The organism is Calidithermus roseus, assembly GCF_003574095.1.
In the GTDB taxonomy this organism is placed as follows: Bacteria; Deinococcota; Deinococci; order Deinococcales; family Thermaceae; genus Calidithermus; species Calidithermus roseus.
On sequence record NZ_QWLA01000008.1, the window covers coordinates 1 to 14,051 of the forward strand.

General features: G+C 65.7%; 14 protein-coding genes. 6 read left to right on the forward strand and 8 right to left on the reverse strand.

Going from position 1 to position 14,051, the window contains the following annotated elements; translation table 11 throughout:
* Window positions 1-139: 139 nt before the first annotated feature.
* Complete coding sequence (locus tag Mrose_RS03435; RefSeq protein WP_275052653.1) at window positions 140-823, forward strand: fructosamine kinase family protein; 684 nt, start codon at window positions 140-142, stop codon at window positions 821-823.
* A gap of 64 nt (window positions 824-887) precedes the next feature.
* Entirely contained in the window at window positions 888-1,646 is a 759-nt protein-coding gene (locus tag Mrose_RS03440) for a DUF4388 domain-containing protein (protein ID WP_119276033.1), read from the forward strand.
* A 62-nt stretch (window positions 1,647-1,708) separates the two neighbouring features.
* Here Mrose_RS03440 and Mrose_RS03445 read toward each other — a convergent pair whose 3' ends face one another.
* The 5 genes from Mrose_RS03445 to glyA form a co-directional block, all read right to left on the reverse strand.
* Window positions 1,709-2,413: a tetratricopeptide repeat protein gene (locus Mrose_RS03445; protein WP_119276034.1), complete on the reverse strand. Its 705-nt coding sequence runs from the start codon at window positions 2,411-2,413 to the stop codon at window positions 1,709-1,711.
* A gap of 108 nt (window positions 2,414-2,521) precedes the next feature.
* Window positions 2,522-3,856 carry a glycogen synthase gene (locus Mrose_RS03450; RefSeq protein WP_119276035.1) on the reverse strand — a complete coding sequence of 445 codons (1,335 nt, stop codon included), beginning with the start codon at window positions 3,854-3,856 and terminating at the stop codon, window positions 2,522-2,524.
* A 138-nt stretch (window positions 3,857-3,994) separates the two neighbouring features.
* Window positions 3,995-4,414, reverse strand: a complete 420-nt coding sequence (locus tag Mrose_RS03455; RefSeq protein WP_119276036.1) for a gamma-glutamylcyclotransferase family protein — start codon at window positions 4,412-4,414, stop codon at window positions 3,995-3,997.
* Window positions 4,415-4,556: 142 nt separating this feature from the next.
* Window positions 4,557-5,456 carry a hypothetical protein gene (locus Mrose_RS03460; protein ID WP_147371560.1) on the reverse strand — a complete coding sequence of 300 codons (900 nt, stop codon included), beginning with the start codon at window positions 5,454-5,456 and terminating at the stop codon, window positions 4,557-4,559.
* A gap of 127 nt (window positions 5,457-5,583) precedes the next feature.
* The gene (gene glyA / locus Mrose_RS03465; RefSeq protein WP_119276038.1) at window positions 5,584-6,816 is read right to left on the reverse strand and encodes a serine hydroxymethyltransferase; all 1,233 of its coding nucleotides are present in this window, start codon (window positions 6,814-6,816) and stop codon (window positions 5,584-5,586) included.
* A gap of 126 nt (window positions 6,817-6,942) precedes the next feature.
* On the opposite strand from glyA, the gene Mrose_RS03470 reads away from it, so the two are divergent.
* Window positions 6,943-7,503: a 5-formyltetrahydrofolate cyclo-ligase gene (locus tag Mrose_RS03470; RefSeq protein WP_119276039.1), complete on the forward strand. Its 561-nt coding sequence runs from the start codon at window positions 6,943-6,945 to the stop codon at window positions 7,501-7,503.
* A 279-nt stretch (window positions 7,504-7,782) separates the two neighbouring features.
* Here the strand turns inward: Mrose_RS03470 and Mrose_RS03475 are convergent, their stop codons facing one another.
* A complete protein-coding gene (locus Mrose_RS03475; RefSeq protein ID WP_119276040.1) occupies window positions 7,783-8,097 on the reverse strand; it encodes an FUN14 domain-containing protein in 315 nt (104 codons plus the stop codon).
* A gap of 80 nt (window positions 8,098-8,177) precedes the next feature.
* Between Mrose_RS03475 and Mrose_RS03480 the strand changes: the two genes are divergently transcribed.
* A complete protein-coding gene (locus Mrose_RS03480) occupies window positions 8,178-11,501 on the forward strand; it encodes a diguanylate cyclase (protein ID WP_119276041.1) in 3,324 nt (1,107 codons plus the stop codon).
* Between the two features lie 32 nt (window positions 11,502-11,533).
* On the opposite strand, the gene Mrose_RS03485 is transcribed toward Mrose_RS03480, so the two are convergent.
* Window positions 11,534-12,100, reverse strand: a complete 567-nt coding sequence (locus Mrose_RS03485; RefSeq protein ID WP_119276042.1) for an HD domain-containing protein — start codon at window positions 12,098-12,100, stop codon at window positions 11,534-11,536.
* A 91-nt stretch (window positions 12,101-12,191) separates the two neighbouring features.
* Here Mrose_RS03485 and ispF point away from each other — a divergent pair, with 91 nt between their 5' ends.
* The gene (ispF, locus tag Mrose_RS03490) at window positions 12,192-12,653 is read left to right on the forward strand and encodes a 2-C-methyl-D-erythritol 2,4-cyclodiphosphate synthase (protein ID WP_119276043.1); all 462 of its coding nucleotides are present in this window, start codon (window positions 12,192-12,194) and stop codon (window positions 12,651-12,653) included.
* Window positions 12,654-12,664: 11 nt separating this feature from the next.
* On the forward strand, window positions 12,665-13,279 hold the full coding sequence (locus tag Mrose_RS03495; protein ID WP_119276093.1) for a trimeric intracellular cation channel family protein: 615 nt from the start codon (window positions 12,665-12,667) through the stop codon (window positions 13,277-13,279).
* Window positions 13,280-13,312: 33 nt separating this feature from the next.
* Here Mrose_RS03495 and Mrose_RS03500 read toward each other — a convergent pair whose 3' ends face one another.
* The gene (locus Mrose_RS03500) at window positions 13,313-14,005 is read right to left on the reverse strand and encodes a tetratricopeptide repeat protein (RefSeq protein ID WP_245969528.1); all 693 of its coding nucleotides are present in this window, start codon (window positions 14,003-14,005) and stop codon (window positions 13,313-13,315) included.
* Window positions 14,006-14,051: the final 46 nt, after the last annotated feature.

Below are 14,051 nucleotides of genomic sequence, written 5' to 3' on the forward strand. Positions count from 1 at the left end.
GCCAGCGGGTCTTCTCCTTGGCATCCTTGCAGCTACGGTAGCGCTGTTCGAGTTCCTCCAGGCTCAGGTGGGGGTGTAGGGGTATGGCTTTGCTCGGCATGCATTATTATCTACATAGGTTTGGTATTACGTACTCAAGCTGTACCGCGACCCTCCACCTGGAATGTTCCAGGCGGAGGCCAGGGGACTTTACGCGCTGATGCAGGCCGGAGCCAGGGTGCCGGAAATCGTGTGGGTGAGCGAGCAAGGGCTGGTGCTGGAGTACCTGCCGCCTACCGAGCCCGACTGGGAAGGGCTGGCCCGCACCATCGCCGCGTTGCACAGGCTACGCCCGCCAATCTACGGCTGGGACACCCCGGTGTTTTTGGGCAGTTTCAGGCTCCCCGAGGGCACCCTGGAGGACTGGAGCCTGTTCTGGGCCGAGTACCGCATGCGGCCTCTGCTCGAGGCCACCTGGGAAAAGCTGGGTCGCCTGGGGCCTCTGCTCGAGCGCTCCTTGCAAGAAGCCCTCCCCACCGAAGGCCCCGCCCTCGTACACGGGGATCTGTGGCACGGGAACGTGCACTTCTCGAGTGGCGCGGTGCTGCTCGACCCCTCGGTGTGGTGGGGAGAACGAGCGGTGGACCTGGCGATGATGCGCCTGTTCGGTGGCTTTCCAGCGGAGTTCTGGCGCTGCTACCGGGCGCTCTACCCTATTCCTGCCGAACTCGAGGCGGCCATCCCCCGTTACCAGCTCTACTACCTGCTGCTTCACGTGTACTTCTTCGGCCAGGGCTATCTTCCGGCCCTGGAGCGCACCCTGCTTGAGCTTGGCTTTAGGTAACTGCCGTAACTGTTCGGATTCCGGTTTCTTCCCGCCGGGCCTGAGCTACCCTGAAGGCTCGGGTATGGACGGAGATTTCAGCCTCTTAGGGCCCATCGACCTGCTGCAAATGCTCTCGCAGGCCCGGCAAACTGGAGTGTTCCAGGTGCCAGGAGGTAAGGTCTTCATCGACGAGGGCAACCCCATCCACGCCGAGTACCGTGGGCGCAGCGGACCGGACGGGCTATACCAAATCCTGGCGCTCAAGGAAGGGCAATTCCGCTTTCTGAAGGGAGAGGTGGCTACCAAGGAAACCCTGGTGGGCACCCTGGACAACTACCTCCTGCAAGCCCTGCGCTACCTCGACAGCCGCGTAGAGATCGGCCCTTTCGATCAGTTGATGGTGGCCGACAGCCAGCGCACCCACAGCCTCACACTCTCCCCCGACGAGCACAAGCTCATCATGATGCTGAGCAAACCCATCTCGGTGATCGACCTCATGGGCCAGACCGGGATGACCCTCGAGGCCATCGTCACGCTGGTGGGGCACATAGCGCGGCTGGGCCTGGTGCGGGTGATCCACCGCACCCCTCACACCGTCCGGATGCGGGTAGAAATGCTGCTGCAAGAAGGCATCAGCCGCATAGACGCCATGCTGCACAAGGCCTGGAAGCGTCAGTTCGGCTCCTTCGACGCCGTCGAAGTCAGCGTCGATGGGCGCAACCTGCGAATCCCGGTAGAGCCAGCCAGCGGCCTGGGCGCCCAGCTCCTGGTCTCCCCCGAAGGCCTGATGTTCTACAACCTGCACGTAGGCTCAGAAGTGCTGGTGTGGCCTGCGATCTAGAGCGTTTCCCCCAAACACCCGCCGGGATCGGCGGGTGTTTGGGGGAAACGCGATAAAAACCCTCACCTCCTGAGCAGCCAGTAAATCACCGCGATGACCCCCACCCACAGCAGCCAGCGGCTGGAAAGGTGGCCCAGCACGGAGCGACTGGGCTGGGGGAGCCCGGTGTCGGTGAGCTTGCGAGCGGGGCTGCGGTAGAGGATGCGCTGTTCGCGTTTGAGGTGATGGACCGACTTGTCGATGCGGCCCAGCTTGCGGTAGGCGACGGCCAGGTTGTGGTGGGCATGGGGATAGTCGGGGTTGGCTTGCAGAGCCCTCTCGTACATCAACACCGCTTCGGCGATGCGTCCGGCCTCGAGCTCGAGGTTGCCCAGATTGGTGATGGAGCGGTAATGGCCCGGGTCGAGTTGCAGGGAATTGTTGAAAGCCAGCCGGGCCCCTTCCGTGTCCCCCTCCCGCACCCGGATCACCCCCAGCACGCAGTAGGCCTCGGCTCCGAGGTGGGGGTTGTTCAGGTAGGGCTCGAGGGCCACCGGGTCCTCGGCTTCGAAGGCCTTGAGGGCCTCGCGGGCATCGGTCAGGTTGAGGTAGGGGATGAGAAATCTGGCGTCCTTCTCGAGACTGTTGCGGGCCATCTCGTAGCGCTTATCCCGCAGCCAGGAGCGCAGCTCGAGCAGCGCCGCCAGCCCAGCCTCGTCACCTTTGGACCCCAGCAGGCTCTGCTGCTTGGCCTCGTCATACCGGCCCTGTCTGAGCAGGTCTTCCATCACGTCGTACATCGTACGCCATCGGCCATCGGCGAAAAGTGCGCCTCGGATGACGAAGGTGATCCCCCTGGCTGCCACCGATAGCTACTCGTGTTTGGCATTTAGCCACTACATCGAGTTGTACAGCTCGATGTACTCCTGCGCCGGGCCATCCCAGGAGAAGTCACGCAGCATCCCGTTCCGCGCCACCGCATTACGGTCGGGGTGTTTGAGGAACTCGCTCGCTCCGTACAACACCCCTCCGGCGTCGGCGTGTTCGAACAAAAAGCCGGTTTCCCAGTGCTGCACGGTGTCCTTGAGGCCGCCCACCGCCCGCGCGATGGGCGGGGTGCCGTAGCGCATGGCGATCATCTGGGCCAGGCCACACGGTTCAAAGCGCGAGGGCATCAAAAAACCGTCGCAACCGGCGTAGATGCGGTGGGCTAATGGTTCGTTGAAGCCCTGGACGTAGGCAACCCGGCCCCGGTGGTGCTGGGCAGCCCAGGTGAAGCTGCGCTCGAGGTGGGGGTCGCCGCTGCCCAGGACCATCAGGTTGACCCCCATGTCCATCAGGCCGGGCAGGGCACCGAGGATTATATCGATGCCCTTCTGGTGGGCAAAGCGTGACACCACGCCCAGGGTGGGGCGGTCCTCGAGGCCCTGCTCCGCCAGCAACTCGGTCCGGACCTTCCACTTTCCGCTCAGGTCGTTGCTGTCGTAGTGGTGCGGCAGGTAACGGTCGTCGCAGGGGTTCCAGTAGGTGGTGTCCAGGCCGTTGAGGATGCCCCTGAGCTTCCACTCGTGCGCGCGCAGCACCCCGTCGAGGCCCTCCCCGAACTCGGGCGAGCGGATCTCCTGGGAGTAGCTGGGTGAGACCGTCGTTACCCGGTCGGCGTTGACGATGCCGCACTTCATCAGGTTGACCGCATTGTTGTGCTCGAGGCCCGCCCCGTAGTAGGTCTCGCCGGGAAGCCCGCTCCAGGCGTAGAAGTCGTGCGAACCCCAAACGCCCTGATAGGCCAGGTTGTGGATGGTGTAGACCGTGCGCCCGCCGAAGCGGCCCAGGTTGCGCAACAGCGGCAGCAGCGCAGCCTGCCAGTCGTGGGCGTGCACGATGTCGTAGCCTTGCAACATCTCGGCCACGGCCATCTGGAACTTGAGGAAGCGGCGGAAGTCGTCGTCGTAGCCATAGGGCTTTTCGCGGGCAAACTCGGGCAGGCCCACCAGCACGTAGCGCACGCCCTCGTGCTCAGCGTGCCCGATGCCCGCTTTCTCGCGCCCTCCGGCGAAGTTGAACCAGGTCTCGCCCACGTAGTAGCCGTCGATGCCCCAGTACCACGGCAGGAAGATGGTGGGCTCGAGACCCCGGCGCTTGAGCGCTTGCGGCAAGCTGCCCACCACGTCGGCCAGGCCGCCCACCTTGGCGAAGGGGAACGCCTCGGATGCTACGAAGGCTACGCGCATGCGACAGTTTTACACCGCTGGGGCAGGCAGTGGCTACTGTGACTTACCCCACGGCTAAAGCCGGGGGCTTGCGCGGGTTATTTGGTCAAAGCACCCCACACCCGAAAAGGTGTGGGGCAAGGCCTGAAGCAGAGCGGTTCAAGCCCGCTCAGTCCAATCGCCCTCAGGCACCCATACTCCATTCACCCGCCGGATGGCCTCGAGGCTGGGGTACACATAGGCCCACACCCGCACCGCACCGCCGTCCGGACGCTGAGCTTCCACCTGGACGCGCTCATACTCCCGCCCGGCGTCCTCGAGCGCGTCCAGGGCGACCAGGGCGGCCTCGAGGTCGGCGAAATACTGCACCTCACCCCACACCCGGCCATCCCCCGCCACGATGGCCGGGTAGCTGTAGGGGCGCTCGGAGGCCCTGGGCAGGTGATAAAGCGCAAAGCCCTCGAGCCAGGCCGGTTCCGAGCGTACCCACCCGGCCCGCCGGGAAACCCCAAAGTTGCGCTGCCCCTGCTTGAGGGTGCCATAGACGAAAACCGCGACGGGAGAAAGCGATTCCGACATCGCCCTACACCCTAGTGGATGGAACGAGGCCGGGCAAGGGGGAACGGCAGGATGCAGGATGCCAAATGCCATAGGTCAAGAAGGGTAGGCCCCGTGCTCGCCCCTACAGCGTTTGGCGTTTGACTATCGACGCCTCTTGCATTCATTGCCGGGGCTTGGGGAGGGGCTCGAGCCACACCGAGAGCGCGCGGTTGTCAGGAGTCCTGGCGGTTCCTTCGTGGCTCTTGAAGCCGGGAGCTTCAACCGTGTAGCGGTAAGTGGCCGTGGGCAGGTTGGTGAAGGCCACGTAGGAGGATGAACGGCTCGAGACCACTTCCCCGCTTTCCCGTCGCAAGGCGAAGGTGGCCTCGGGGGCGTTGGTGGACAGGCGCAGGGTGCACGGACATCCTGTGCGCCCGATGCTAGCCTCGGGCACCCTGACCCGGACAATGTTGCTCTCGCTGAGGATGTTCTGTTGCAGGTCGATGGCCCTCGCCCGCACGTTGTACTCCCCGGACTGGCGGAAATCGTAGGCGAAGGTCCAGCGTCCGTTAGGTCGCACGGGAACCCGGCCCACCACCCTCTCCTCCACCAATACCGCCACCGTTCTGCCTACCGGCCCGGTGCCGCTGAACACCCCGATGCCACTGCCCAGGGTGCTGCCGTCAGGGGGGGCGGTAATGGCGGTCCCGGTGCTCGAGAGCGGCGGTCCTTTGACGCTCAAGCTGAACTCCTCGCTCTCGGCCAGCAGGTTGCGATCAGCATCCACCGCCTTGAGCTGAAGGAGGTGGTCGCCGGGACCACTCAGGTTAACCTCGGCACGCCAGCGCCCGGCCTCGTCGCTGGCGATCAGGCTGACTTTGAGTCCGTCGATCCAGACCTCGACCAGGCTGTTGGGCTGGGCGCTTCCCACCAGCGTGAGGCTGGAGGAGTCCAGCAAGGTTCCGGCAGAGGGCTCGAGCAGGGCGGGGACGACTGTGGGTTGGGGTTTGGGTCGGGTCAGCACGAAGATCAACAGAAGCACCACCCCACCCAGCAGCACGAAGACGCTTCGCCGCCACATCAGCAACCACCTTCCGAAGCCGCCGGGAGAATCCGGCACCAGCGTTCCACTCCAGCAGCATACAAGGCCGGGATCATGGTCGATCACCCCGCCCCTCGAGCGGCGGGGGTCTGAAGGCAACCCTGGCTCAGGGCATCGGGTGGGCCGAGGCGAAGGCCCGCACCCGCTCACGCAGTTCCTCACTGGGGCCCTGGGTGAGGGCCTCGTCGATGAAGGCGGCGATGAGGGGCATCTCCTCAGCGGTGAAGTCGCGAGTGGTGATAGCAGGGGTGCCGATGCGGATGCCCGAGGTCACCCAGGGCTTCTCAGGGTCGTAGGGCACGGTGCTCTTGGAGACGGTGATGTTGACCTTGTCCAGGAGGCTGGAGGCCTTGTTGCCCTTGATGCCCTGCGGACGCAGGTCGAGCACGAAGAGGTGGTTGTCGGTGCCGCCCGAGACCACCCGGTAGCCGCGCTCGATGAAGCTCTTAGCCAGGGCCTGGGCATTCTCGATGATGCGGCGGGCATAGTCCTTGAAGGAGGGTTGCAGCGCCTCCCAGAAGGCCACCGCCTTGGCCGCGATCACGTGCTCGAGCGGCCCCCCCTGGAGGCCGGGGAAGATCATCTTGTCGATCTTGGCCCCGATCTCGGTGTCATTGGAGAGGATGATGCCCGAGCGCGGTCCGCGCAGGGTCTTGTGGGTGGTGGAGGTTACCACGTGGGCGTAAGGGATGGGCGAGGGGTGCAGCCCGGCGGCCACCAGCCCGGCGATGTGAGCGATGTCGGCCATCAGGTAGGCTCCCACCTCGTCGGCGATGGCGCGGAACTTCTCGAAGTCGATGATGCGGCTGTAAGCGCTGGCCCCGGCGATGATCAGCTTGGGCCTGTGCTCGAGGGCAAGCTTGCGCACGACGTCGTAGTCGATGTACTCGGTCTGGGGGTCCACGGGGTAGCCGATGACGTTGTAGTTGAGCCCGGAGAAGTTGACGGGCGAACCGTGGGTGAGGTGCCCCCCCTGGTCGAGGGCCATGCCCATCACGGTATCGCCCTTCTCCAGCAGGGCGTAGTACACCGCGAGGTTGGCCGAAGAGCCCGAGTGCGGCTGCACATTGGCCCAGGCCGCGCCGAAAAGCTGCTTGGCCCGCTCGATGGCCAAGGCCTCGACCTCGTCGATCACCTCGCAGCCGCCGTAGTAGCGCTTGCCGGGGTAGCCCTCGGCGTATTTGTTGGTCAGCACGCTCCCGGTGGCTTCGCGCACGGCGCGGGAGGTGAAGTTCTCGCTGGCGATGAGCTCGAGGCCCTCGCGCTGGCGGGCTTCCTCTTTGGCGATCAAATCGAAGAGCACGTCGTCACGGGCGGGGGTTTCGGGCGACTGAATCACCCCAACAGTATAAGCGGGGAAGGGGGTCGGTGGCAGAACTTGGGAAACCCATCCTCTTCCTGCGGGTCCAGGGGGCAAGGGAGTACCCACGATCCACCGGCCCTCGACCCCCCCTATACTTGTCTCGTGACCGCAGGCCAGCTACGTGAACAGGTCTGGAACAGCCTTTCCCAGCGCAGGGCCGCCGTCTATCCCACCCCGCCGCATGGGCATCACCCCAACTTCGTGGGTGCGAACAAGGCGGCTGAGCGGCTCATGGGCCTCGAGGTCTTCCTCGAGGCCCATGTGTTCCTGGCCGGGCCCGACCAGGTCTTGAAGCCCCTGCGCGAGGCCATCCTCAAATCGGGCAGGCGGCTGGTGATGCCCCACCCTGACAAGGCCGGGCACTACCTGCTGCTGGAGGGGGTGCAGCCCGCACTGCTCAAACGCGTGCGGGACATCACCCGCTACGGCAAGCCGGTCAGGCTCGAGGAGACCCCCGTAGATTTGGTGCTCGTAGGCTGCGTGGCGGTAGACCGCAAGTTTGGCTGGATCGGCAAGGGCTACGGCTTTCCCCCCAAGCACCTGCCGATGGCCGCTCCCTGGGCCACCTTGGCCCACCCCATGATGCTGATGGAGGAACTCTACGCCGAACCCGAGCGGCGCGTGGACCTCATCGCCACGCCGCTCGAGGTGCTGCGGCGATGAGACCGGGCCGTCCTCCCCTTCAACCTTCAACCGCTTTCGCTTTAGACCGGACGTAGTGCAGCCCGGTTCCGCCGAAAAACGCCCCCAGCCCGAAGGAACTCAGCGCCCAATCACCCAGGTATTGCATCGCTGTGCAGGGGTAATCCAGAGCGTCCAGCCCGAGCAAGAGCAAAGGCTACGCCGTGAAGCCCGCGTCACGTCCTGGAACACCGCCAAGCCAAAGGGCAAGAAGGGCGGGAGAAAGAGCAAGCCGAGAAGACGCATCCACTCTTACACGCCTTACCCTCTGCGCAACCCAAGGACCAGCCCGGCCACGAAGGCCCCCCCGAAGGGCAGATTGGTGGTCAGAACGGCCACCAAACGCTCCCAGGCCCCCTTGAGTTGTTCCTGCTGAAACAGCGGCTCCACGTCGCGCTGTATGCGGGTCCAGTCAACGCTGATATAGCCCATCGAAGCCAGCACCTGTACCACGATGAAGATGATCCCGAAGGCCACCGCTACAAATTTGCCCACCTTGTTGATGGCGTAGCCGGTGGCGAAGCCCGCAATACCGCCGAAACTGATCTGGCCGATGTAGGGTTGTATCCAATCCACGGGCTTATGATGCCATAGGCTCGATAGGGCTTCGGTTCTTTTGCCCGTAAAATGGCTCTAGTCATGTTCGGGGGCCGCCCATGATCTCGCCACAGCTCGACCCTCTGACGGGAGCGCTGAGCCGGGCTGAGCTATTCCCCACCCTCGAGGCTACCCTCAACGAGGCGCAGTTCAGCGGCGACGAGACCGCCTTGCTGATCCTGGATCTCGACCACTTCAAGAGCATCAACGACACCTTCGGCCACCCGCGCGGTGACGCCATCCTGCGGGAGCTGGTCGAGCGCATCCAGGGCGCGATCCGGACAGGCGACCGCCTGTTTCGCTACGGCGGCGACGAGTTCGTGCTGCTGCTACCGGGCACCGACCAGGCCCAGGCCACCTTGCTGGCCGAGCGGCTGATGGAGGTAGTCCAGTCGCGGCCCTTCGCGGGTGATCCACCCCTCTCCCTCACCCTGAGCATCGGGCTGGCGACCAGCCGGGCCGGAGCCGACACCCCCGAAGCGCTCTTCGAACGGGCCGACCAGTACCTGCTCACCGCCAAGCGCCAAGGACGTGCCCGCCTGGTGGAGGCGCAGGGTGAGGGCGAGACCCAGCAGACGCGCTGGCTCGAGCGGGAAGCCGCCCAACTCGGCCTGCAGCACTTCCTGCGCACCTTGCCCAAACACCGCCGGGGGCTGCTGCGATCGGTGGGGCCCGGTGGGGCCGGGCACACCCGCTTCCTCGAGGAAGCCCAGCGCCACGCCCGGCTGCTGGGCTACCGGACCTTCTGGCTCACGGGCCGCCGGGCCTACGCCACCCACCCCTACGGGGCGCTGCTCGACGGCGTGGGCCTCGAGCTCACCGAGGCGGTGATCCGGCAGGGCAACGCTGCCCTGAGGGCGCTGGAAGGCCCACTGCTGTGGCTGGTGGACCGGCCAGATGAGCTCGATGTGGCCAGCCGCAAGGTGATCGCCGAGCTGCTGAGCGACCCCCAGGGGCCGGTGATGGGCGTGGCCGTCGGCGGAGGGGACGCCGAGTGGCCCGTGCCCGCGCTGGTCGAGGAGGTCGAGTTGCGAGCCCTCTCGCTTGAGTCGGCCCGCGTCCTGCTGCGCAGCCGCCTGCGCTGGGAGGCCCCCGAGGACTTCGTGCGGTGGCTGTGGCAGGAATCGGGAGGCTGGCCCAGACCCCTGCTGGATCGGCTCGAGCAGGCCGAGCGCAGCGGGGTTCTGCGCGTGGGTAGCAAGGGCTACAGCCTCAGCCCCGACTACGCCCAGAGGCTGAGGGAGGCCGAAGCCCCATCCATACCGAGCCTGCCGGTCCCCAAGCACAGCCTCATCGGGCGCGATGGCGAGTTGCTGGAGCTCAAGCGGCTGCTGCGCGAGCGCCGCCTGGTGACGCTGGTGGCCCAGGGGGGCATGGGCAAGACCCACCTCGCCATGCAGGCGGCGCTCGAGGTGGCCCACCTCTACCGCGACGGGGCCTATTTCGTCTCCCTGGCCGGTCTGGATGAAGCCGAGGAGTTGCCGGGCCGTCTCATCCAGGAGTTCGGGCTCAAGGCTTCCGGCAACCTCCAGGAAAGCCTGGTGCAGCACTTCGCGGGCCGCCAGGTGCTGTGGGTGCTGGACAACTTCGAGCAACTGCTCGAGGCCGGCGAGTTCCTGCGCGCTCTGCTGCAGGCTCTGCCCAAACTCACCCTGCTGGTGACCTCGCGCGAGCGGCTGAGCCTGCCGGAGGAGTGGGCGCTGCCGCTGGAGGGGCTGGCGCTGGGCGAGGACGGGGGTGATTCGGCGGCCATGCGGCTGCTGCTGCAAGCTATCCAGCGGGTCAACCCCGGCCTGCGCCCGAGCCCCTCCGAGCTCGAGGCCGCCCGCCGCATCTGCCGGGTGGTGGAGGGGTTGCCGCTGGGACTGGAGCTGGCCGCGGCTTGGGCCAAGGTGCTCAGCCTGGGCGAGATTGCCGAGGAGATTGAGAAAAACCTGAGCTTCCTGAACTCGCCCGAGGGCGACGAAGTCCGTCCCGAGCGCCACCGCTCACTGCGGGCAGTGTTCGAGTCGTCGTGGCAACTGCTGCACCCCGAGGAGCAGCAGGTCCTGGCGCGGCTGTCGGTCTTCCGGGGCGGCTTCGACCGCGAAGGAGCCGCGCAGGTGGCCGGGGCCTCGGTCTCGGGCCTTTTAGGGCTGGTCAACCTCTCGCTCGTGCAGCGCGACCCCCACCACAGCGGGCGCTATCTGATGCACGAGTTGCTGCGGCAGTTTGCCCACGAAAAGCTTCCTCCCCAAGCTCTCGAGCCCAGCCTGGCCGCTCACGCCGAGTATTTCTGGAGTCTGGCGCAGCAGGCCGAACCCGCCTTGCAGGGCCCCGAGCAAAGCCGCTGGGTGCGGCGCATCGAACTCGAGTTCGACAACTTGCGGCTGGCTTTTTCCACCATGCAGCGTCTGGGCTGGGCCACCCAGGGCCAGCAGATGGCCACCTGGCTCAGTAATTTCTATGCCTGGCACGGCTTCTATCGCGAGACTGCCCATTGGCACCGGGTTTTTCTGGAGATGCCGCATCAGGTGCCCCCGGCGGTGCAGGCCCGAACCCAGCAGTCGCTGGCCCTTCAGCTCAAGAACCTGGGGCAGTGGGAACAGAGCAAGGACTTGCTGGAGCAAAGCCTCCAGACCAGTCGTGCCTTGCAAGACCCCCAGTTGCTGGCGGAGGCCCTGCACATGAAGGGGCTGCTGTTGCGTGAATCGGGCGAGTTCGCACAAGCGCTGGCAGCGTTCGAGGAATCGCTGGCCCTCAAACAGGCAATCGGGGATCGCTACGGCGAGTCCACCACCCTCAACGACATCGGCATCGTCTACGGGCTACAGGGACAGGACCGGGCGGCCAGCACCTACTTCCTGCGCAGCCTCGAGATCAAGCGGCAAATCGGCGATGAAAAGGGCGCAGCCTACGCTCTGGGAAACCTGGCGATAGTCAGCGAAGACCACGAGGAGGCTGTGCGCTGGCTGTACGAGAGCCTGGAGATCAAACGGCGGCTCAAGGATCAGCAGGGCATCGCCAACGCCCTCGCCAACATCGCCGACCGCTTGCTCAAGACCGCCCGCCCCCTCGAGGCCTGGCCGCTGCTGGTGGAGAGCCTGCTTCTCTTCCGCCAGATGGGACAACTAGCCTCGCTAGCTCAGGTGCTCGCAAGCTGCGCGCAGGCCCTGCTGGGTCTGCACCTGCCGGCTCAGGCTCTGCAAATCGCGGCTGTGCTGGAGCGCTGGGACCAGGAACGCCCGACCAAACTGCCACCGGGAACCCAGCAGGCCCTCCAGGAGCACCTCCAGAAGGCCAGGGAAGTCCTGGGAGCAGACGCCGAGGCGATCTACCAGCAAGCCCAGGCCACCAGCCTCGAGCAAGCCTGCCAGACCGTGCTCGAGGTGCGCCTTCTCTAAGACGCCGCTCGCCGATCTTTGCGAAGCCGGCTTCAGCTACCCGCCAGACCGAGCCGCCGGGCATCGGCCTTCATGGCCTCGAGGACGAATTGCATGTGGGTGTCGAGGTCCACGCCCAGTTCCTCGGCTCCGCGCACGATGCCCTCACGGTCTACGCGGGCGGCGAAGGCCTTGTCCTTGAACTTCTTCTTGAGGCTGCTGAGCTCAAGGCCCAGGATGCTCTTGTCGGGGCGCACGTAGACGGCGGCGGTGATCAGGCCGGTGAGTTCGTCCACGGCGAACAGCGCCTTGGCCATGAGGGTGGTGCGGGGGTGCTCGGGCACGTCGGCGTGGCCCAGGATGGCCTCGCAGATCTCGGGGGAATAGCCCATCTTGCGCAGCAGCTCGACCCCCTTGTAGGGGTGAGTCTCGGGCTCCTTCTCGTAGTCGAAGTCGTGAAGGATAGCGGTGATGGCCCACTTCTCCTCGTCCTCGCCGAAGTGCCGGGCATAAGCCCGCATGGCCGCCTCCACCGCCATCATGTGGCGGCGCAGGCTTTCGGAGGGCGTCCACTGCTGCATCAGCCTCAGAGCATCGTCGTAGACCATGTAGATCGCCATGAAAAGAGTCTTCAGGCTCGAGGGGGCGAGCGTCAAGGGTCATTCGGGATGATACTGGACCTCAAACCGCCAACCCCGGACAATGAGAACCATGCGAATTGGTTTTGGCGAAGACACTCACCGCCTCGAGCCCGGTCGCGCCCTCTGGCTGGGCGGCGTCCACATCCCCTCCGAGCGCGGCGCGCGGGCCCACTCCGACGGCGACGTGCTCCTGCATGCCCTGTGCGACGCGCTGCTCTCGGCCTGCGCCCTGGGCGACATCGGGGTCCTCTTCCCCGACACCGACGCGCGGTGGAAGGATCTGCAAAGCCGGGTAATCCTGGAGGCGGTACTGGAGCGGGTGGCTCGAGCGGGCTACCGCGTGAGCCAACTCAGCGGGGTGGTCACCCTCGACCGACCCAAGCTCAGCCCCCACCGCGCCACCATCCAGGCCCGCCTGGCCGAGTTGCTTTCACTGCCCGAGGAACGGGTGGGGCTGACCTTCAAGACCTCCGAGGGCCTGGCTCCCGATCACGTCCAGGCCCGCTGCATGGCCTTGCTCGAGGCGCTGTGAACCCCTGGCAGGTGCTGGAATGGCTGGGCTGGCTGGGCACGCTGGCCTTCGCGGCCTCGGGCGCGCTGATGGGAGTGCAAAAGCGCTTCGATCTGGTAGGCGTGCTGGTGCTGGCGGGGGTCACGGCGGTGGGCGGAGGCTCGATCCGCGACATCGTGGTGGGCTCGCTGCCGCCGCAGGCTTTCCGCAACGAGGCGGTGCTGTGGGTGGTGTTCGTGGTCTCGCTGCTGGTGTGGCGCTTTTACCGCCGGGTGGAGCGGCTCGAGCGCCCCATCTACTACCTCGACACCCTGGGACTGGGCATCTTCGCGGCGCTGGGCGCCGAGCGCGGCTTCACCTTCGGGCTGGGCTTCTGGGGCTGCGTATTCGCCGGGACGGTTTCAGGAGTGGGTGGGGGCGTGCTGCGCGACCTGCTCACCGGGCAAATCCCCGGTATCTTCTACCGCAACCGCGACCTCTACGCCACCGCCGCCGCCGGGGGGGCCGCGCTGGTCTACGCGATCTACCGCTTCCTGCCCGACCTGGCCGCCTTAGCCCTGGTGCTGGGCGCCCTCACCACCATCGCCCTGCGCCTGTCGAGCCGCTGGCTTGGGCTGAGGCTGCCCATGCCCAGGGCTGAAAGCTAAACACCCCAGCTATCGACTATCACGTATTTCAGGCTACTTCAGCTCCTCGAGCTGTTTTCTGGCTCGCTCCTGATCCTTCTGGTCGGCGTAGGTCTTGGCCGGGAGGGAAAGGGCGAACTCCAGTTGCTTGATAGCCTCGGCCTTGCGGTTCATCCGGGCGAGTGCGGTGGCGTACTCTACACGGTGGATGATGGTCTGGGGCTCGAGCTTGATGGCCTCCTCGAACAGGGGCACCACCTGCCCCATGTTGGCGCCGTAGAGCCAGCCCACGCCCTTCTGGGTCAGCTCGAGGTGCCACAGGGCGAGGGCCACTTTGGCCCCAGCGTGATTGGGGTTGAGCTTGAGGGCCTTGTTGAGGTTGTCGCGCACGCTCGAGGCCAGGTTGAGGCTGTCCAGGATGCCACGGAACTGGGCCAAGCGGCCATGGGCGCGGGCCAGTTCGAAATAGGCCTCGGGGTCGTCGGGGTCGGCCTGAATGGCCTTCTTGGCCGCCTCCTCGGCCTTGTCGTACCACGAACCCTTTTCCTTGTCGGCAGCCTGGTATCCGGCATAGTAACTCGCGGCCTTCGCCGCCAGCACGTAGCCCGCATTACCCAGCTTGAGGGCTTCGGTATAGGCCGCTTGCAGTTTGCCCTCGTCGATCAGCTTTCCCACGGATGCGGGGGTCTGGGCCAGGACTACAGCCAGCCCCAACACCCCCATGCCAAGCACGATCCATCGCTTCATCTCTGACTACCTCCACTGAGTGCCGATAACAGTGACGATTTAACTT